This window comes from Flavobacterium silvaticum (genome assembly GCF_012911565.1).
Taxonomy (GTDB): Bacteria; Bacteroidota; Bacteroidia; order Flavobacteriales; family Flavobacteriaceae; genus Flavobacterium; species Flavobacterium silvaticum.
In genome coordinates this window covers 1-21,018 of sequence record NZ_JAAMPU010000094.1, presented here as the reverse complement: position 1 = coordinate 21,018, position 21,018 = coordinate 1, and the positions used below count along the sequence as shown (strand labels likewise).

Below are 21,018 nucleotides of genomic sequence, written 5' to 3'. Positions count from 1 at the left end.
TTCGAATCATCAAATCAACAAAAATCCTTTTAAAACCAGTCGCCAAATTAATCAATATTTCCCTATCCGCTTCATTTGATATTGCCGGCGCAACCGATTTGTATTTGTGCTATCTTTAGGCGACTGTAAACCACGGGCCGTGGCAAGAATTTTATCTCGGTTTTATTTTATGCTGCTTCTGCTTCCTGTGCTTTGTTCGGCTCAGGATATTTCGCTTTACGAGCAATTCAACGGGCGTTACGATTTTGTTTTTGTCGGAAACACCATGAATACGGCCGAAAACAACGGTAATGCATTTTGTTTCGCGCTCACCGAATCAGCCGCCACACTAAACCTTAATTCATCAGACCAGATTGAAAGTGCCTATTTATATTGGGCCGGATCAGGGACCGGTGATTTTGATGTCAAACTCAACGGAACCGACATCAGCGCAACCCGCACGTTCGAATACATACACTGGAATTTCGGGTATGAATATTTCAGCGCGTTCGCAGATGTGACTTCGCTGGTGCAAGCTACCGGAAACGGGCTTTATACGTTATCTGAACTCGACATCAATCCATTCCTGATGCCAGATAAATATTGTGATAACCGTACAAATTTTGCAGGCTGGACACTTGTTGTCGTGTATAAAAACGATGCCTTTCCGCTCAATCAGCTAAATGTTTACGACGGGCTTCAGGGCGTTCCTCTTGTCATCGACATTTATCTGAACAATCTCAATGTAATCGACAACGTGGGCGCGCGCATTGGGTTTGTGGCCTGGGAAGGCGATAAAGACCCGAACATCGCCATTAATGAAACGCTTTCGGTCAACGGAAATCCCATTAGTAATCCGCCGCTGAATCCGGTCAACAATGCTTTTAACGGAACCAACAGTTTCACGGGAGCGAACAATTTATACAATATGGACCTGGACGCGTATAACATTCAGGGAAATATCAACATAGGCGATACCTCTGCCCACGTACAGCTTACGTCCGGCCAGCAAAATCCAAACGGAACCATTTCCGGCGATTTTGTCATGATAAACGTGGTCGTGACCAAGCTCAACAGCCAATTGCCGGACGCGACCGTGACCGCCGAACCGCCTGTCCCTGAATGCAATTCACGTGTCATCACACTTGATTATACGGTTTTCAATACGGCAAGTACCGATGTCTTGCCCGCCGCAACACCGGTGACCATTTATGCCGACGGGATTGCCTGTGGAACGGTCTACACCCAAAACGACATCCCTATCGACGGAAGCGAAACGGGCCAAACGATAATCACAATTCCTGCAGGCGTACCGGATACCTTTACGCTGACTCTTGTTGCCGACGATGACGGAACCACGGGCATCGTTACGGAAATAGACGAAAACAACAACAGTTTTGGACTCAGTGTCACGTTGCTTCCGCTGCCTGAAATCAATCAACCGCAAAATCTTTTGGCGTGTAACGAAGGGCTGACGAGCGGAACTTTTGATTTTTCCGAAGTGGCCGATAGTGTCGTGACGAATCAAAACCAATCGGTACAGTTTTTTGAAAGCCAGGCCGATGCCGAATCGAACAGCAATCCCATCCTCGATTATTCGAATTACCACGCGAATGACACGCCTCACACTATTTACATCCGGATTCAGGACGATCCTTGCTACAATACGGCATCTTTTGAACTCAACATTCACAATTGCCCGCCTACGGTTTACAATTTTATATCGGTCAACGGCGACGGAAAAAATGATACGTTTATCATCAAAGGCCTGTATGATATTTTCCTCAATTTCCAGTTGTCCATTTACAACCGATGGGGCGCGGAAATCTGGAAAGGAAACAACTCAAGTGGCAAATGGGACGGACAAGGCAATGAAGGCATACGGCTCGACCACGAAAAAGTACCTGATGGAACCTATTACTACATTCTTGAGTTAAACGATCCGGATTATCCCAAACCACTCAACGGATTTTTATATATTACGCATTGAAAACAACATGCGTCACCTGAATTATTTTTTATGCCTTTTGATTTTGTCTGCATTTTCAGGATTGGCGCAGCCCGTCACACTTTATAAACAATTCAACGGCCGTCAGGATTTTGTTTTCATCGGGAATACGATGAACCTTTTTCCAAATGAGACAGAAGATGCTGCCTGCATGGCCCTTACCCAAAGCTCAGCCACCCTTGCGCTGAATACCAGCGACCAGATCAAGGCCGCTTATTTATATTGGGCAGGCGCAGGACCGGGCGATTTTGAAGTCAAGCTCAATGGTTCCGATATTGTTGCCCAACGCACCTTTGTCATCAATATGTCGGGGTCGAATTTACCCGTCTTCAGCGGATTTGCCGACGTGAGTTCTCTGGTAAAATCAACAGGAAATAGCGTTTACACACTTTCGGAACTGGACGTAAACCCATTTCTGGAACCGTATTGCGACGGAAGCCTGAATTTTGCCGGATGGGCACTTGTTGTGGTCTATGAAAATCCATCGTTTCCCACCTACCAGCTGAATATTTATGACGGAATGCAGACGATTCCCCAAATGGTCAACATAAACCTGGACAATCTTTCGGTGGCCGATCCTGCAGGCTCAAAAATAGGCTTCATTGCCTGGGAAGGCGACAAAGGCGACCCCATGCAGGAATACGTGGTGTTCAACAACGATACACTGAGCAATGCGCCGTTGAATCCGTTCAACGATGTATTCAACGGAACCAATAGCTTTACAGGTGCCGATAATTTATACAACATGGATCTTGACGTGTTTGACATCAGCTCCAGCTTATCTGCCGGAGACACATCGGCCAATTTAAAACTGATATCGAGAAACGTGCTTTTTGAGGAAATCTTTTTTATTCGTGACGTAGTCAATATAAATGTCGTGGTTACCAGATTGTCAGCGATTTATCCTGATGCCGAAATAACAGCACAAAACAATCATCCCATTTGTTCCGGCCTTGACCTGACGCTCGATTATACTGTTTCAAATCTGCTTTCCTCCGATATTTTGCCGGCGGGAACGCCAATAGCCTTTTATCTGGGAGACATACTGCTGGCAACAAGCCAAACAAATGCCGATATTCCTGTTGACGGAAGCCAATCGGGTTCGCAACTCCTGACACTTCCCTCAGGAACCGTGCTTCCGGTAAGCATAAAAGTAGTGGTAGATGACAATGGCACCGGATCTGGACAGGTTACAGAACTAAACGAAGACAACAATACCTTTTTTATTGAAATTCCGGATAGCAGCGCCATAGACTACAATGTGCCTCCAAACCAACTTAGCTGTAATCTTGGAAACGGACGCGGAATTTTTGATCTTTCAGGTGTCAGAACAGCTATTGCCACAAATCCGGGACAAACTGTCCGGTTCTTTGAAAGCAGTCAGAATGCGTTTGATATGGAAAATGAAATATCAGATTACACATCGTTTGAAGCCGCTACAACACCAAAGACCATTTTTGTCCGCATAGATGAAGCGCCCTGTTTCACGCTGACGCAATTCGAATTGGAAGTTCACAATTGCCCGCCCACGGTTTATAATTTCATATCGGTAAACGGAGACGGAAAAAATGATACGTTCATCATCAAAGGGCTGTATGACATTTTCCTCAACTTTCAATTATTCATTTACAACAGATGGGGAACACTTATCTGGACGGGGAACAACAAAACCGCACCTTGGGACGGACAAGGCAATGAAGGCATCCGGCTCGACCACGACAAAGTCCCCGACGGAACCTACTATTACATCCTTGAATTAAACGACCCCGATTATCCCAAACCACTCAACGGATTTTTATATATTACGCACTGATAGCTAAGTGCCTGATGAAAAAACTTTTGTGGCTTGCCGGGTTGTTTGTCATCGCTGCGAACGCCCAGAACATTTCTTTATATCAACAATTCAACGGCCCGTATGATTTTACGTTCGTTGGCAATACGCTGAACCCAAGCCAGAACGGTTTGGGCGGCTGTTCCATACTGACCCAATCCAGTGAAACATTGACCCTTGGCCCAGGCGATTCCATTGTTGCCGCTTACCTGTATTGGGCCGGCTCGGGAACAGGTGATTTCAATGTGACGCTCAATGGTTCAGCCATAACCGCGAGCCGCACATTCAGCACTATACAGGCATCTTCGGGCATGCCGCATTTTGGTGCATTCGCCGATGTTACGGCTTTGGTCCAGGCAACAGGTCCTGGCTTGTATACATTATCTGATCTCGATCTTACAGCCGTCATAAATGACTACTGTAGCTTTGGCGGAAACTTTGCCGGCTGGTCGCTTGTCGTGGTGTATAGCAATGTCACTTTTGATGGCACACAAATCAATGTGTATGACGGCTTCCAGAATATGCCCGATGCTATAAATGTCTCGCTGAACAACCTGAACGTAGTCAATACGAACGATGCGAAAATCGGGTTCATAGCTTGGGAAGGCGACAGTTACAACATGACAGACGAAACACTTCGCATCAACGGAAACATCCTAAGCAACAGTATAAATCCATCTAATAATGCCTTTAACGGGACCAACAGTTTCACCGGAAGCACGGAACTATATAACATGGATCTCGATTTCTACGATATCAGTTCTTTTATTTCCGTGGGCGATACCTCGGCATCTGTCCAGATGACATCGGGCTTTGATTTCGTTATCGTCAGTACCATCGTCACCAAAATGAACAGCCAGCTTCCCGATGCTTCTGTAGTGATTGAAAATATCCTGACAGATTGCACTTCCAGGCAAATAACCATCGATTACACGGTATCGAACCTGAACAGCACGGCTGTTTTGCCTTCCGGAACCTCGGTTGCTTTTTATACCAACGGTATGCTTTTGGGAACAACTCTGACACAGACAGCTATTTCGCCGGACCAAAGTGAAAACCTCCAGGTTTCTTTTGTGATCCCGGATGATTTCCCGTCTGAATTGACCATCAAAGCAGTAGTCGATGACAACGGAAGCGGCATAGGATCAGTTACGGAACTCGACGAAAATAACAACAGTACTTTCTTCGACATTGTTTTGGGAGAACCGATTGCAATTCCACAAGTTGAGGATGTGTCCTTGTGCAATGCAGGTTTCGGTTCGGCGGAGTTCGATTTCTCAGCGTATCAGCAAACCATCAGTGAAGCCACGGGTCGTGAGACAGCTTTTTACCTGACCCAAACCGATGCCGAAAATGCAATCAATCCCATTCCGGACATCGCCCATTTTACCTCGACATCGAATCCGCAGACTATCTATTATGGATTGACGCAGCAAAATTGTGGCATATTCGCGTCGTTCCAGATCAAGACGACCAATTGCCCGCCAACGGTTTATAATTTCATATCGGTCAACGGAGATGGAATCAACGACACTTTTATAATCGACGGCTTGTACGACATCTTCCTCAATTTCAAACTCTTTATTTACAACCGATGGGGCGCTTTGGTGTGGCAAGGCACTAATTCAAGCGGATTTTGGGACGGACAGGTCAATAACGGAATCCAGATGGGTGGCGGAAACGCACCGGACGGAACCTACTTTTACATTCTCGAACTCAATGATCCGGATTATCCTAACCCACTCAACGGCTATCTCTATCTTACGCACTAAGCTGTGGTGGGCGGTGCGAGATACCATTTGTACCTCACGGCGAACAGTCTCAGCATAATGATGAAACCGGAAGTGATAAAGGACATCACATCTTTTGAAAACGGCAGGTATTCGCGCATCAGGAAATACAGGCAGCCACCCGCAATGCACAGTGTCGCATAAATCTCCCGTCTGAAAATCACCGGGATTTCGTTGCACAATATATCGCGGGTCACACCTCCGAAGCAAGCGGTAATGGTCCCGAGCGCAATACAGATGGACGGCTCCAACCCCACTGCCAATCCGCGTTGTATTCCCACCATAGTGAAAAATCCCAATCCTATGGTATCGAACAGAAAAAGCGATTTGCGCAGGTGATCGAGTCGTTTGCGGAAAACAATCGCCAGGAAGAAACCCGCAATAACACAATACACGTATGTTGGGTCACGCATCCATCCTACGGGCGTACGCCCTATAAGCACATCACGCAAGGTTCCGCCTCCCACAGATGTCACCATAGCGATGATAAAAACCCCGAACGGATCGAGTTTCTTGTTCATCGCAGCCAACGAACCTGATACGGCAAATGCTGTGGTTCCGGCAATTTCAATAAGGGAAAAGGCTTGCATATAACTGCTGTATTTTGGTCGTGCAAAATTAGGCAAAACCAAATGGCTGTGATTCCGTGCTTATTTATTTTTTGGCCGACGAGTAGGATTCAGGCTATAATTGGTTAAATTCGGAACCACAATAAAGCCCGGCCAAACGGGCATAACCATTACGTATGCCAAGCGGTTTTTCTGTCTTTTTATTCTTTTTATGTGCCGTATCTTTTGCAGGATTCGGAATTTACTCCCCGTTTTATTTCTACCTCAAATCTAAAAACCCTACCAAGTATCTCAAACGCTGGGACGCCGATGCTTTTACCATTTTACTTACTTCAGGCATGGTTTACCTGGCATTATGGTTTTCCGAAGTCATTCTGTTTTACCTTGAACTCAAAAAAGAGATAAAACCTGAATTTACAAGTGCTCTTTCAGGTTCGCAAGGGTATTGGTTCTGGTTGCCCCCCGTGTTTTATTTTGTGCTTTCACAATTGTTCTGGGTGAATAAACTTCGTGAAATGCTCATCCCAAGACTATTGATTGCACTTTTTCTTTTTACAGGTTTTACAAATATTGCCTTGTTGATGGGAAAAACGGCACCTAAGTTCCCATTCGACTGGCAATTGAAGCCCGAATACACAGCCAGCAACTATATTATCCTGGATTATTTTTTAAAGACGCTGATTTTCCTGGCATTGCTGGGTGCCGTATATTTACTCCGGAACAGGCAGAAACAAACCAAATGAAGCAAATCCTATCTGTCCAGAACAGCTATATAAAATCGCTGATACAATTACAGGAAAAAGCTCGGGCAAGAAAACAGAGCGGTACTTTTTTGATAGAAGGCAGGCGTGAAATAGAACTTGCGATTGCCGGAGGTTACAAAATCCGGAATGTATTGTTTGTTCCTGAGTTAACAACTGCCGAAGGAATTCCTGCCGATGAAGCCATCGAAATATCTCCTGCCGTCTATGAAAAACTGGCGTATCGCGAATCTACCGAAGGAATGGTTGCCGTGGCAGCATCAAAAGATTTGTCTCTTTCCGGTTTGCGCTTACCCAAAAAACCGCTCCTGCTTGTTGCCGAATCAATAGAAAAACCCGGAAATCTGGGCGCACTTTTACGAACCGCCGATGCCGCTGCCGTCGATGCCGTAATCATTGCAGATGCCAAATCTGATATGTACAACCCGAATATCATACGATCGAGCGTCGGGTGTCTATTCACCAACCAGATAGCCGTAGCCGATTCTGCCGATGCCATAGCATTTTTGAAAAGCAACGATATCGACATTTTTGCGGCCACGCTCCAGGATGCAATCCCATATCACGAACAGGATTTTTCAGGCGCAACCGCTCTTGTTGTCGGAACCGAAGCTACAGGCCTGACTCAACCCTGGCGTGAGGCATCCAAACACAATATCATGATCCCGATGCAGGGCGCGATCGATTCGATGAATGTGTCTGTAGCGGCAGCCATATTGATTTTTGAGGCAAAGAGGCAACGTGGATTTTAGTCGTTCCGGATTTTGTGTGTGAAATTGATTTTCGGAATACGTTTAACACGTGTTTTGTGTGAAACTGAATTTAAATTGTCATTTAACACACACAATTCGTGTGAAATCGTTTTTATTTCCTGATTTAACACAAAAACGAAACCCTTGTGATGCCTCAATACCAGCACAAATATGCATAACTAAAAAATAAAATGAATAGAATAGTATTTGTCCTTCTCGCTCTCCCTTTGGCTGCTTTCGCGCAAATTTCCGAACAGCAAATCGATGCCGTCACCCAAAACGCGATGAAAACGTTCAACGTTCCCGGAATTGCGGTCGGCGTTGTCAAAGACGGACAATTGATTTATGCCAAAGGACACGGCGTAGCATCTGTAAAGACAAAGCCAAAAGTCGATGCCAACACCTTGTTCGGGATTGCTTCCAACAGCAAAGCGTTCACCAGTGCTGCACTTGCGATTTTAATGGACGAAGGCAAGCTCTCATGGGATGACAAAGTCTCCAAATACATTCCCGAGTTTAAAATGTACAACGATTATGTCACGACAGAATTCACCATCAGGGATTTATTGACGCACCGCAGCGGGCTTGGTCTCGGAGCCGGGGATTTGATGGTTTGGCCAGACGGGAATGACTTCGGGGTGCAGGATATCATCGACAACCTGAAATTCCTCAAACCTACATCGGCGTTCCGGACAAAATACGATTATGACAACCTGCTTTATATTGTTGCAGGGGAAATCGTGCATCGCGTCAGTGGTGTTTCCTGGGAAGAATTCGTCGAAACCCGGCTGATGCAACCCGTAGGAATGACCCATAGCGCCGCAACGTTCAGCCGCTTAAAAGACACATTGAACGTCATCGATCCGCATGTTCCCGTCGGCGACCAGCTCAAAATCATCCCAAAATACAAACTCACACACTTTGATGCTGCCGGCGGCATCTATTCGAGTGTCAACGATTTGTCCAAATGGGTCATTGCCCAACTCAACGACGGTAAAGCATCTAACGGAACACAACTGTTTTCAAAGGTGAGGCACGACGAAATGTGGACTCCGCAAACCATACTGCCCAACAAACCCATGGCTCCGTATTTTTCCCAATTCAAGACGTATGGCCTGGGTTGGGGCCTGACCGATGTAAAAGGCAAGTTGCAGGTTTCGCATACGGGAGGACTCGAAGGGAATGTCACCCAGGTTTTGATGATCCCGGAACTAAAGCTCGGAATCATAGTATTGACGAACCAGCAATCAGGGGCGGCATTTACGGCTATCAGCAATACGATCAAAGATTTCTATTTGGGTATTTCAGGTGTGGATCATGTGACCGAATTCGCCGCGAAGGCACAGCAAAGATCATCAGATGCAGATAAGATAACCGATGCCGTCTGGAAAACCGTCGAAGATAACAGCAAGAACAAAAAGGTTCCGGATTTAAAAAAATTCGAAGGGACATTTACAGATAACTGGTTTGGGCAAGTGACGCTGACACTCAAAAAAGGGAAACTGTATTTCGCCTCGAAACGATCGCACAAACTCACGGGCGAAGTGTTTTTCTACAAAGACAACACCCTGGCCGTAAAATGGGATCACCGGACTTTTGATGCCGATGCCTATCTGTTTTTCGACGGCAACAATCATTTCACCATGAAGCCGATCTCGCCTTTGACGGATTTCAGTTACGACTTCCAGGACCTCGATTTTAAACGGACACATTGATATGGAAATAGGGATAGGATTATTCGGGGATTTGGGTTTAGATGCATCCGGCAAACCGGAAAGTGCACACGAAAAAATCCGGCGGCTTGTAGAAATCATCCGCCTCGCAGACGAAACAGGCCTCGATGTAGCCGGATTGGGCGAACACCATCGCGAAGACTACGCGGTCTCGGTTCCGGAAATGGTCTTGGCCGGAGCGGCGACCGTGACCCAATCGATCAAACTGATGAGTACGGTCACCGTTTTGAGTTCGTCGGATCCGATTCGTATCTACCAGAATTTCTCGACGCTCGATGCCTTATCGAACGGCCGGGCCGAAATTGGCGTGGGTCGTGGCAGCTTCACCGAATCGTTCCCGTTGTTCGGATACAACCTCAGCGACTATGAAACGTTGTTCGAGGAAAATCTGGAACTGTTGCTTAAGATCAATCGCGAAAAAACCGTTGACTGGAGTGGCAAACTTCACCCTCCTTTGCAAAACCAATCTGTATTTCCAAGACCGGACGACGGACGCGAATTACCCGTTTGGATTGCCGTCGGTGGCACGCCTCAATCTGTCCAACGCGCAGCTGTATTGGGATTGCCTTTGGTAGTTGCCATCATTGGCGGAATGCCGGAACAGTTCAAGCCGTTGATGGATTATTACAGGAAATCTTACATCGCCTTTGGCCATACCGCGCCCATGCAACTCGGCATACATTCACATACGTTCGTGCAGGAAGACCCGAAACTCATAGCTGCTTATTTTGACAATTACGCTTCCCAGATGAACCGAATCGGGCGTGACCGCGGTTGGTCGCCGTACAGCAGGGAACAATATGAAGGCGGACGCTCTGCAGACGGGGCTTTGTTCATAGGCAATCCCGAAGAAGTGGCCGAAAAAATCATCCGCATGAAAGAGTTGTTCGGATTGACCCGTTTCATCGCGCATATCGATGTTGGCGCACCCAATCACAATCAATTGATGAAAACCGTTGAATTGCTTGGAACCAAAGTGGCTCCATTGGTCCGAAGCGCCATCTGATAAAAGACATGACAAAATATCTGCTGCTATTGCTTACCGCCATCGGCTTTGCCCAATCCAAACAGGAGATAAAAGAAGCCAAAGGACGACGCGACACCTATTTGTTTGCGGCTTCGACGATGCCAAAAAAATTCAATGGCAGTGTCCCGATTGAAATAGTGTCGGACGAACTGCTTATACAGGTTACTATACACGGAAAACCGTACACCTTTTTGTTCGATACGGGCGCCATCACGATTTTATCTGATGGATTGCGAAAAGAACTCGGTCTCGCGGTAGCCACATCAAATAAGCTCACTGATGCGGCTGGCAATGTCTCATCGGAGGATTTTTATATGATCGATGAACTCAAATTAGGTGAAGTCACTTTTTCGAAAGTCGCTGCCGGCTCTTTCTCACTCGATTCGTTTTCGTTGATGCTTTGCCGCAAGATCGATGGGATCTTCGGATCTAACCTGATGCGGTTAGGTAACTGGAAAGTAGATTATTTAAATTCCAAATTGTCTTTTTCTACAGACAAGTTATTGCCGGATTCCGAATTTGACACCATAGATTTTGATGAAGGTTTCTCCGGAACACCGGTAGTTTTCCTTGATACGGGCGGTTATCGGTTTCCGGCCATGATAGATACCGGAAACAACGGCACGATCGATATGCCTGAAGATTTGTATCAAAAAACGAGATTGTCAAAATCGGGGAAATTCCAGACGAGTTATGGCAAAGGTTTTTTTTCGCTGTCCGGGAATAAGGAACAGACGGAACGCCTGGGCACGGCCGATTCGCTTTATCTTGGAAACCGTCTGCTTCGCGACCAGCGACTTCGCATCTCTCCCAGTCCGATGATTTTGGTCGGTAATGAATTCCTGAAACAATTTGGTGAAATTGGCATTAGCTGGAAAAAGAAGGAAATGTATCTTCCGAAGAAGACGTTGCCTTTGGAAACGGAATGGTCTTTCGGGTTTACACCTTTGAAAGATGACGGCAAAATAAAAGTCGCCGTGATCTGGGAAAAAAGTCCAGCAAAACAGAAAGGCCTCGAAATTGGCGATGTTATTTTAGCCATAAACGGCCAGGATGTGGCAGGTTCTACAGATGAATTCTGGTGTGGCATGCGGGAACGGTTCAAAAAGGAATCTTCACTTGAATTGGAAATCGAAAAGGCTAACGGACAACGGAAAATGGTTTTGTTGGACAGATATGATTTACTGAAACCCTGACAATCTTTCGGCACAAAAACAGTTGTTGAAAAACGAGGCGTTGCCCCACCCACCCTACAAAGGTAAACTTCCCACAAACACCCCAAGTACATTTTTTATGTATCATTTCTTAAATTTTGACAAGACCTCAACATAATTTGGAATCGGTTGCAAAAAAGAAAGGGTTGTCTTTCTCGTCAATACCTGTGGCATTGGTCAACCCGTATAATTCAAATTATTTATTTTTATTCTTAATTGTCAACTGTTGGCTTTCAATCGCTAACTGTTACCTATAAATTACTAATTTACCGCTATGGAGTTGACCGAAGAATTCATAGAGAAAGAGAACAAGGCGATTGCGCAGGAATACAAGGAGCTGCTCCGGATTTCCTACCAGACGCTGAGTGATGCCGACAAGAAAATGATCCGGAAAGCGTTCGATCTGGCCGTTGATGCGCATAAGGAACAGAGGCGAAAATCGGGCGAAGCGTATATTTTCCATCCGATTGCCGTGGCGAAAATAGTGGCATCACAAATAGGACTTGGAGCGACATCTATAGCAGCGGCATTGATGCACGATGTGGTGGAAGATACCGATTATACGGTGGAAGACATCGAGCGATTGTTCAACCCCAAAGTCGCCCAACTCGTCGAAGGTCTGACCAAGATTTCACAGGTCAAGAAAGACCTCAATATTTCGATGCAGGCGGAGAATTTCCGCAAGATGCTTTTGACGCTCAACGACGATGTGCGCGTAATCCTGATCAAAATCGCCGATCGTTTGCACAATATGCAGACGATGGATTCGATGGCGGAATACAAGCAGGTCAAGATTGCATCGGAGACACTTTACATCTACGCGCCTCTCGCCCATCGGCTTGGCCTTTACAATATAAAAAATGAGCTTGAAGATCTTGGTCTCAAATACACCGAACCCAATATCTACAAAGACATCGTTTCCAAAATCAAGGAGACGAAGGAACAACAGGACGCTTATATCAAGGAGATTTCAGATGTCCTCAAAGCGTCACTCGATGCGGAAGGTGTCGATTACATCATCAAAGGACGGCCAAAATCGGTGTATTCGATACGTCGCAAGATGAAGCAGCAGAATGTGGGCTTTGATGAAGTGTATGATAAATTCGCACTGCGTATCGTCTACAAATCTGATCCGCACGACGAGAAATTCCTAGCCTGGAAAATCTATTCCATAGTTACCGATCATTACCGCCCGAGCCCGAGCCGGTTGCGCGACTGGATTTCATCGCCAAAATCCACGGGTTATGAGGCGCTGCACATTACGGTCATGGGGCCGAAAGGACGTTGGGTCGAGATCCAGGTTCGTTCAGAACGCATGGATGAGATTGCCGAAAAAGGCTATGCTGCCCATTACAAATACAAGCAAGGCGGCGGAAACGAGGAATCGGGACTTGACGTTTGGCTGAACCTGTTGCGTGAGGCTTTGGAAAATTCCGAGTCTAATGCCGTGGATTTTGTCGAAGATTTCAAGATGAACCTGTATGCGAAAGAGATTTTCATCTTTACGCCGAAAGGGGAAATCAAATCGCTGCCGAAAGGAGCGACATCGCTTGATTTTGCGTTTTCTATCCACTCGGAAATCGGCATACGGACAAGAGGAACACGCGTAAACGGACGTTTGGTTCCGCTCAATTACGAACTCAAAAGCGGCGACCAGGTAGAGGTCATCACATCGCCCAACCAAAAACCGACGGCTCACTGGCTTGAATATGTGACGACATCACGTGCAAAGAACAAAATCCGCAACGTCCTCAACGAAAACACCAAGAAGATTGCCGAAGAAGGAAAAGAGCTGCTGAACAGAAAGCTGCGCCACCTCAAAATCACGATGAGTGAAACGGTCATCAATGAACTGGTGAGCTTTTTCAAACTCAAGACGAGCCTGGATTTATTCTACAGAATGGGAATCGGGTCGATAGAGAACCAGCAACTTAAGGATTACGCGGCCCAGAAGAGCAATACGTTCATGAACTTCTTCAAAAGCAAGATTGGCCGCTCCAAACCTGCGCCTGAAGAAGAAGTACACAAACAGGTACTTACGCATAATTACGATTTGCTGGTTTTTGGGCCGGAACACGACAAGCTCGATTATAAGTTATCGAGTTGTTGCAACCCGATTCCGGGAGATGATGTGTTCGGTTTCGTGACCATAAACGAAGGGATCAAAGTGCATAAAAAAGACTGTCCGAATGCTATTTCACTCCAATCGAACTATGCCTACAGGATCATGACGGCCAAATGGATCGATTCGACACAACAGGAATTCAAAGCCATCCTCAACATTACCGGAATGGATACGTTGGGACTTACAAACCAGATTACCAAAGTGATTTCAAACAATATGCATGTCAATATCCAGAGTATCGCGCTAAACGGCGAAGCTGGGATTTTTAATGGGCAGATTGCTGTTATCGTCCAGAACAACACAATCCTGAAGAAACTTATGGATGCCATCAAAAAAATCGATGGTGTGGATAAGGTGACACGGGTGTATCATTAATCATAAAAGTCCGCTACACATGAATAAAAAAATACTTTTGCTGTTCTTCTTGGTCAGCTTGGTTCCGAACGCCAGGAGCCAGAAACAAGAACTGCAAAAATTTACCAGTAAAAAAGGGCTTTACGAAATAAGCTACAGCAGCAAAAGTTGGCAGAAAAGCAACGAACAATCTGTTTGGGATGCCGAATTCAATGACACTTATAACGTGGTAAAAGCGTTTTTCAATGAATTCGATTATTTTGTTCCTGACGAAAACCTTGAATCGACCGTCAGGGAACAATTTGCAAATCAGGGAGAAATCAAAAGCCTTAAAATATATAAGAAGAAAATCAATGGCCTTGAGGTGGATTATTTTGAACTGGCACTAGTCTTTTCCGGAATGACATACAATTTTGAGGGATTTTTCTACAATGGCCAGGGCGGAGCCGTCGAACTCAGCTTCAGGTTCCAGAAAGAATGTGGAGCACCCTGCCAGGAACGCATCGCCGCATTTTGTTCCGGATTTAAACTAGTAAAGCAATAGTAAGCACATAATTTCGACATACAAGATGGAGAAAACGACATTCCTTTTAGAAGATAGCCTGTTCAAAATATGGAACAACCGGAACGCTACGGAACGACTTTCAGAAATGGCCCGAATCTATGCGGCCGACATCCATTTTTACGAGAGTGACGATTCCGAACCGTTTATAGGATTCGAAGCCATCAATAACCTGATTAGCAACCTGCAATCCCAATGGGCGCCCGAATTTGCTTTCCAAACCGAAAATCCGGTACAGGTGAACCATGATATGGAAGCCGCATCCTGGCATTTGGGCATTCCGGGACAAAATCCGGTGGCTGGCGGAATGGACGTCGCCCTTGTTGAAAACGGCAAAATCAAAAAGCTGTATCTGTATTTAAACAAATAGCCCCGGAAATTCCAGGGCTATCTTATTTTTTTTTAGACCGCACTTCCCGGCCCGGTCGGATCCATTCCCGTCCAAGGCTGGTTCGGGCTGTCTGTTGGGTCTATTTCTCCCCAGTCTTTGTGGACATCTTCTTCCTCTTCTTCATCATCTTCTTCGTCATCAGGATCGTCGTTGTAATTACTGAAGCTATATGTTTCGTATTGCCAATCGTTTTCAGGTTCTTCTATAGGGCTGTTTTCGGTGTACATGATTTCTATTGTTATGATTCGTATCTGATTTACATTCTGATAAAATTACAGTTTGAGTTGCCGATGATTTTACGGCATTCCAAGGAAACGTTGTCGAATTTCGAGAATCACATTGTTGCATAATGGAATCTTTCGATATATTGCACTGGCTTACAGTGAAAAGCAACTCAAATGGAAAAACCAATCATAGACGGTTCGTTCATCCTTAAAAAAGGGAAAGAAAAGGGCGCGTGGACGTTCATAGAAACTTCCGCGCTTGAGAATGTCCCGAAGAAAAAGAACAGCACCGTGGCCGTCCGTGGATTCATCGACAATTATGAAATAAAGGATTTCAATATCTGGGCGATGAAAAAAGGAACTTTCATGGCGGTCAAGGCCGATATCCGCAAAGCGATCAAAAAAGAAGAAGGCGATACGGTAAAACTGATCCTGTTCCTCGATGAAGCGCCAATGGTCCTTCCCGATGATTTTGTCGTCTGCCTCAAAGATGAACCGAAACTCCATCAGAAGTTCCTCAAATTCCCAAAGACACGTCAAAAGGAAATCAGCGACTGGATTTTTTCCGCATCGACCGAAGACGCCAAAATTTCCCGCATTGCCGAAGTCATGGAAAAACTCGAAACAGATGCCGCTTTCAAGTTATGAATCCATCGCTTTTATCTGCCGAACTTCTTCTGCAACCGATTGATTTTCGGCCATAATTCTTATATTAGCCCACCTTTAATCTATGCCCGATAAACCTGAACATACTTTTATACTGGACAAACTCCGAACGGAGCTTCCGCCCTATTTGCATTACCACAGGGTTGAGCATACGCTTGATGTATACGAATGTTCGAAGCACATCGCCCAACAGGAAAATGTCAATGAAAAGGACACACGGTTATTGCTGACGGCAGCCATTTATCATGATTCAGGCTATTTGTACCAGATTGACGAACATGAGAGCTGTTCGTGCGACATTGCGCGTGAAAGCCTGGTCAAGTTCGGGTATTCACAAGACGATATAGAGATTATCTGCGGACTGATCATGGCAACACGGATTCCGCAGACACCGAAAACGCCTTTGGAAAAAATAATCTGTGATGCCGATCTGGATTATCTGGGCCGATCCGACTTTTACGAACTCGGCGACCGGTTATTTCTGGAAATGCAGCATTTGGGAACAATTGAAAACCGCGAGGAATGGGATAAGCTTCAGGTATATTTTCTCAGCAACCATCGCTTCCTGACCGAAACATCAAAAAAAACAAGGCAGCCTGTGCAGGACGCACATCTGCAGCAAATACTGACCAAAATCAATTGAAATGGAAAGCAACCGCTTTGCTAAAAACGTCACCGACACACTTTACACCATAGCCGGAATTTTGTTCTGCGGTTTTGCCCTTAAAGGATTTCTCGTCCCGAACCAGTTCTTTGACGGAGGCGTCTCGGGTATTTCACTTATGATCCATGAATTGTATCACTGGAACATCGCTATCGTAATCATTCTGGCCAACATTCCTTTCATTATCATGGGTGCCTTTCAGGTGAACAAGACATTCGCCATACGTACCTTTACGGCAATCATCGGGTTGGCGCTTTGCCTTCACTTTATACCATATCCGCAAATTACGTCAGACAAATTACTCGTTTCCGTTTTTGGCGGCGTGTTTATGGGAATCGGTGTCGGTTTGTCCATGCGCGGCGGCTGTGCGTTGGATGGGATTGAAGTATTGGCTTTGTACACCGGAAAACGCGTCAGTTTTACCGTCAGTGAAATCATCCTCGGGATCAACATACTTATTTTCCTTGTCGCGGCCTTCAAATTAGGTTTGCCGACAGCTTTATATTCGATCATGACCTATTACTCAGCTTCAAAAACCATTAATTTCGTCGTTGAAGGCCTTGAAGAATATACAGGAGTGACAATCATATCTGCCCAAAGCGAGAAGATGAAAGAAGGGCTTGTGATGAAATTGGGGCGCGGAATCACCGTTTACAAAGGCGAGCGTGGTTACCTGAAAGAAAGCTTCGACATCAGCCAGCCGGTTGATATTATCTTTACCGTTGTTACCCGACTCGAGCTTCGCCGACTAAAAAATATGGCCCACGAAATAGATCCGAAGGCTTTTATTTTTACAAGCGTCATTAAAGAAGCGGCTGGTGGTGTGCTTAAAAGGGTTCAGCGCCATTGATTTATCTGATTTGTAGTCCTCCTCAAAATCAACAGATCATTTTACACAATGCTTTAGCTAGCCGAACTGTGCGTAGCTAAAAGGTATTTTTTCTGTAACTGAACGGCAACATCCACCTCTTTTATGAAGTAACAGGATATCCAATAGCTGATGCCTGTTTTTTTATCGCGCTCAATTTCATAGAATTGACCAGTTTCTTCAATCTGGTGGAATCCTTAAAATAACCCGGAAAATCAAAATATAAACTTTAACAAAAAGTACATTTTTTAGCTTACGCTCAGTTCGGGCAAGCCCTCGGGTCTGTACTTCAGTTATTTCAGGATTTTGTAGGGATACATTTTCCCCTTCCCTGAAGGTAAGATCGGGATTTCAGTGATAAATCGGGTACATTTTTTCTACCGGAATTATTAAAGATATCAAGGAATAAATTTTAAGCTTATGCTAAGTTCGGTTAAGGTTAAAACACACTACTCAACAACCTCATACGTATTCACCGGCAACGCCTTATTCTTAAGGTGTAATTCGCCGTTCGCAACACATTTGAACGATTCCTTTGCCGTTTGGTAAACCGCGTCGGTAATTAATATCTGTCCAGGTTTTGCCGCCGACTGCAAACGCTGTGTCAGGTTGACGACATCTCCAATCACTGTGTAATCAAGTCTTTTCAAAGAAGCCGATCCGATGTTTCCCGAAACCATTTCACCTGAGTTTACGCCGATTGAAATTTCAGGTTTATATGTCATTCCGGCCAACTCGACACCCTCTATTTTTGCTACGGCATGTTTGATGGCAAGTGCCGAATCGATTGCCCTGTCCTGGTGATAATCCCCACGGAACACAGCCATTACGGCATCGCCCATGAATTTGTCAACATGGCCGCCCTGCCCTATTATTTCTTTGACAATGGTATCAAAAAGGCTGTTGAGTAGATTCACGACTTCGTTTGGAGTGACTTTTTCAGTGAGCGCAGTAAATCCGCAGACATCAATGAAGATGACCGAAGCCTCCATAAGCTCGTTCTTTAAAAGACTGGTTTCAAACTCCTTGGAGCCCATGAAATTGAGCACATTTTCATCGACATACATCTTGAGAATATTGTTTTCCTTGATGGCCCTAAGCGTATCCTGTGTCTGACGTACATGCTGGATTGTTTTTTCCATAGTAAGGTCAAGATCGTCGAAATCCACAGGCTTGAACACAAAATCGAAAGCACCACGATTCATGGCCGTTCGTATGTTCTGCATGTCGCCATAAGCCGAAACCACAACGGCACGCAATACCGGATTGGCATCCGGAAGCCTTGTCAACAATGTAAGTCCGTCCATGACAGGCATATTGATGTCGCTCAGGACAATATCCAGATCAGGGTTTTCAACGATCCGCTCCAAGGCTTCCTCACCGTTGCGGGCAAAGACAAATTCGTATTCGTTCTCGCGAATCTTGCGACGGAATTTCTGCTTGACCAGGATTTCCAAATCTTCTTCGTCATCAACAACTAAAATCTTCGCCATTAGGTCGTGTAATTTTTGAGTTTTTCTTTGAGTAAGTTAAAATCGAGCGGTTTTGTCAGGAAATCGTTAGCACCTCGTTGTATGGCCTGGGTGTGGTTTTCCTCGTCCCCATAAGCCGTAATCATCATGACAACCGGAGGCGGGGCGCTGTAACTGGTCCGTATCCTTGACAGCAATTCAAGGCCTGTCATGCCCGGCATATTGATATCTGATAAAATTAGCACAACCTCAGAATGATTCTTTTCCAGATATTCCAAAGCCTGTTCACCGGAAAGCGCAAAATCAAAATCGATTTGATGCTCGCGGATTTCTTTGCGGAAACGTTGGGTAAACAGCGGTTGTACGTCGGCTTCGTCGTCTACTACAAGTATTTTCATGTTTTTTAGGGATGGCTAAATATACAAATCAATTTTTTCATTCAGGATTAATTGTGTCGATTGGGAGCCGAACCGTAAATATAGTGTATTCGCCTTCAACACTATCTATGTTTATGCTGCCCTGGTGCACTTTTACTACTATATCATAACTCAATGACAGGCCCAGACCCGTTCCTTCTCCTGTAGGTTTTGTAGTGAAAAAAGGCTGCAAAATCTTGTCTTTTATAGCTTCAGGGATTCCTGTTCCGTTGTCTTTGACTACTATTTCGACAAAATCGCCGATCCTTTGGGTCTTGAGTTCTACTATCGGGCGGTAACTATCATCATTTTTTACCAACTTTCTTTGTTGAATGGCATAAAACGCATTCGTAAATAAATTGAGGAACACACGGCCTAAATCCTGCGGTAACACACTTATCTTAGGCAGGTTTTCATCTAAGTCCACTACTAATTCGGAATTGAACGACTTGTCCTTAGCCCGTAATCCGTGATAGGCCAATCGCAGGTATTCATCGGCCAATGCATTGATATCGGTAAGTTCTTTTTCTCCCGAAGATTTACGGCTGTGCTGCAACATGCCTTTCACGATGGAATCTGCGCGACGTCCGTGATGGGCAATCTTTTCGAGGTTTTGTTTGATGTCAGAAGCAATTTCATCTATAAGTTCCTCATCGCGTTCGTCCTTTGTCTTTCGTCTTTCATCATTCATCTCTTCTAAAAGTTCCATGCTCACATCACTGAAATTATTGACAAAGTTGAGCGGATTCTGGATTTCATGCGCGATTCCGGCCGTGAGTTCTCCCAGTGAAGCCATTTTTTCAGACTGGACCAACTGCGACTGAGTGGTCTTGAGTTCGGTAAGCGCGTTTTGCAATTCTTCCTTTTGACGGACCAGTTCTGCCGTACGTTCCATGACTTCCACTTCCAGTTCGGCTTTTATTTTTGCCGTAATGAGGTATTCTTTTTCTTTTTCTTCTGCCTTTAGCCTTTCTTTTGCCAATGCCTTTTTTTGACGGTTGGTGAAAATGATCACCGATATCATCCATACAAAAGCAATAAGGCCGGCTATACCAAAATAGTTCTCCCATTCCGAATAAAATTCCACAGCGGCAAGCTCGACCACATCTCCAATGAAATTAACTGCCCATAAGGGTAGAAAGGCAAAAAAAAGGGACTTTGCCCCAGCGAAATCCTTTCTTGTAAAAACCAGATACAGCAGGACCGCCAAAAGGAAATGAGCGCCCCATTCTACTATATAATCTATCTCGTCAAGGAAAATATCCGCTGCAATGATCAGGACAAAGAAGCCTATCCCAGCCCATAAGTATCTGTTCCACTGTTGAAATGCCGCTGTCCCTTTAAACGATTTTCGTATAGAGTTCAACAGAATAATGGCAAGTATTGCTTGTAACGTCATCGATGTAAAATTAACACTGGAAAGTTATGGTAAACTGAGTGAATTCGCCTTGTTTGGGCATCAATTTCAATTCACCACCGTGTGATTTAATGATATCATAGGCCAGCGACAACCCCAAGCCTGTTCCTTCCCCCGTAGGTTTCGTAGTAAAAAACGGCTGGAAGATTTTCTCCCTGATGGCATCCGGAATGCCGCCACCGTTGTCTTTTACCT

20 protein-coding genes are annotated in these 21,018 nt (G+C 45.2%); 14 read left to right on the top strand and 6 right to left on the bottom strand.

Features of this window, described 5'->3' with window-relative positions; all coding sequences use genetic code 11:
- The first annotated feature begins 139 nt into the window (after positions 1-139).
- The 3 genes from G6047_RS01300 to G6047_RS01290 are packed head-to-tail and all read left to right on the top strand — an operon-like array spanning position 140 to position 5,590.
- Positions 140-1,969, top strand: a complete 1,830-nt coding sequence (locus G6047_RS01300) for a T9SS type B sorting domain-containing protein (RefSeq protein WP_317168260.1) — start codon at positions 140-142, stop codon at positions 1,967-1,969.
- Between the two features lie 7 nt (positions 1,970-1,976).
- Positions 1,977-3,800 (top strand): gliding motility-associated C-terminal domain-containing protein, encoded by a 1,824-nt coding sequence (locus tag G6047_RS01295; RefSeq protein ID WP_169525653.1) that lies wholly within the window; start codon positions 1,977-1,979, stop codon positions 3,798-3,800.
- Positions 3,801-3,814: 14 nt separating this feature from the next.
- The gene (locus tag G6047_RS01290) at positions 3,815-5,590 is read left to right on the top strand and encodes a T9SS type B sorting domain-containing protein (protein WP_169525651.1); all 1,776 of its coding nucleotides are present in this window, start codon (positions 3,815-3,817) and stop codon (positions 5,588-5,590) included.
- Here G6047_RS01290 and G6047_RS01285 read toward each other — a convergent pair.
- The gene (locus tag G6047_RS01285; protein WP_169525649.1) at positions 5,587-6,198 is read right to left on the bottom strand and encodes a trimeric intracellular cation channel family protein; all 612 of its coding nucleotides are present in this window, start codon (positions 6,196-6,198) and stop codon (positions 5,587-5,589) included. The genes G6047_RS01290 and G6047_RS01285 overlap by 4 nt on opposite strands.
- 155 nt (positions 6,199-6,353) lie before the next feature.
- Between G6047_RS01285 and G6047_RS01280 the strand changes: the two genes are divergently transcribed.
- The 8 genes from G6047_RS01280 to G6047_RS01245 all read left to right on the top strand — a co-directional run bounded on the left by G6047_RS01280 (position 6,354) and on the right by G6047_RS01245 (position 15,075).
- Positions 6,354-6,920, top strand: a complete 567-nt coding sequence (locus tag G6047_RS01280) for a hypothetical protein (protein ID WP_169525647.1) — start codon at positions 6,354-6,356, stop codon at positions 6,918-6,920.
- On the top strand, positions 6,917-7,690 hold the full coding sequence (locus G6047_RS01275; protein WP_169525645.1) for a TrmH family RNA methyltransferase: 774 nt from the start codon (positions 6,917-6,919) through the stop codon (positions 7,688-7,690). The genes G6047_RS01280 and G6047_RS01275 overlap by 4 nt, the downstream gene beginning before the upstream one ends.
- Before the next feature lie 191 nt (positions 7,691-7,881).
- The gene (locus G6047_RS01270) at positions 7,882-9,405 is read left to right on the top strand and encodes a serine hydrolase (protein WP_169525643.1); all 1,524 of its coding nucleotides are present in this window, start codon (positions 7,882-7,884) and stop codon (positions 9,403-9,405) included.
- A gap of 1 nt (position 9,406) precedes the next feature.
- Positions 9,407-10,429, top strand: a complete 1,023-nt coding sequence (locus G6047_RS01265; RefSeq protein ID WP_169525641.1) for an Atu2307/SP_0267 family LLM class monooxygenase — start codon at positions 9,407-9,409, stop codon at positions 10,427-10,429.
- Positions 10,430-10,437: 8 nt separating this feature from the next.
- Positions 10,438-11,646, top strand: coding sequence for an aspartyl protease family protein (locus tag G6047_RS01260; RefSeq protein ID WP_169525640.1), 1,209 nt, complete (start codon positions 10,438-10,440; stop codon positions 11,644-11,646).
- Between the two features lie 298 nt (positions 11,647-11,944).
- Positions 11,945-14,164 (top strand): RelA/SpoT family protein, encoded by a 2,220-nt coding sequence (locus G6047_RS01255; protein ID WP_169525689.1) that lies wholly within the window; start codon positions 11,945-11,947, stop codon positions 14,162-14,164.
- Positions 14,165-14,183: 19 nt separating this feature from the next.
- Entirely contained in the window at positions 14,184-14,687 is a 504-nt protein-coding gene (locus tag G6047_RS01250) for a hypothetical protein (protein ID WP_169525638.1), read from the top strand.
- A gap of 25 nt (positions 14,688-14,712) precedes the next feature.
- On the top strand, positions 14,713-15,075 hold the full coding sequence (locus G6047_RS01245; protein ID WP_169525636.1) for a nuclear transport factor 2-like protein: 363 nt from the start codon (positions 14,713-14,715) through the stop codon (positions 15,073-15,075).
- A 32-nt stretch (positions 15,076-15,107) separates the two neighbouring features.
- Here G6047_RS01245 and G6047_RS01240 read toward each other — a convergent pair whose 3' ends face one another.
- Entirely contained in the window at positions 15,108-15,323 is a 216-nt protein-coding gene (locus tag G6047_RS01240; protein WP_169525635.1) for a hypothetical protein, read from the bottom strand.
- 171 nt (positions 15,324-15,494) lie between these two features.
- Between G6047_RS01240 and G6047_RS01235 the strand changes: the two genes are divergently transcribed.
- From G6047_RS01235 to G6047_RS01225, 3 genes are all read left to right on the top strand, one after another.
- The gene (locus tag G6047_RS01235) at positions 15,495-15,968 is read left to right on the top strand and encodes a YdeI/OmpD-associated family protein (RefSeq protein ID WP_169525632.1); all 474 of its coding nucleotides are present in this window, start codon (positions 15,495-15,497) and stop codon (positions 15,966-15,968) included.
- Between the two features lie 82 nt (positions 15,969-16,050).
- Entirely contained in the window at positions 16,051-16,629 is a 579-nt protein-coding gene (locus G6047_RS01230; protein WP_169525631.1) for an HD domain-containing protein, read from the top strand.
- A gap of 1 nt (position 16,630) precedes the next feature.
- A complete protein-coding gene (locus G6047_RS01225; RefSeq protein WP_169525629.1) occupies positions 16,631-17,500 on the top strand; it encodes a YitT family protein in 870 nt (289 codons plus the stop codon).
- A gap of 467 nt (positions 17,501-17,967) precedes the next feature.
- On the opposite strand, the gene G6047_RS01220 is transcribed toward G6047_RS01225, so the two are convergent.
- From G6047_RS01220 to G6047_RS01205, 4 genes are all read right to left on the bottom strand, one after another.
- On the bottom strand, positions 17,968-19,011 hold the full coding sequence (locus tag G6047_RS01220) for an adenylate/guanylate cyclase domain-containing protein (protein WP_169525627.1): 1,044 nt from the start codon (positions 19,009-19,011) through the stop codon (positions 17,968-17,970).
- On the bottom strand, positions 19,011-19,388 hold the full coding sequence (locus G6047_RS01215; protein WP_169525626.1) for a response regulator: 378 nt from the start codon (positions 19,386-19,388) through the stop codon (positions 19,011-19,013). The genes G6047_RS01220 and G6047_RS01215 overlap by 1 nt, the downstream gene beginning before the upstream one ends.
- 37 nt (positions 19,389-19,425) lie before the next feature.
- Positions 19,426-20,805: a sensor histidine kinase gene (locus tag G6047_RS01210; protein ID WP_169525624.1), complete on the bottom strand. Its 1,380-nt coding sequence runs from the start codon at positions 20,803-20,805 to the stop codon at positions 19,426-19,428.
- A gap of 10 nt (positions 20,806-20,815) precedes the next feature.
- Positions 20,816-21,018 (bottom strand): sensor histidine kinase (locus tag G6047_RS01205; protein ID WP_235946475.1); only part of this gene is annotated, 203 nt, incomplete at its 5' end.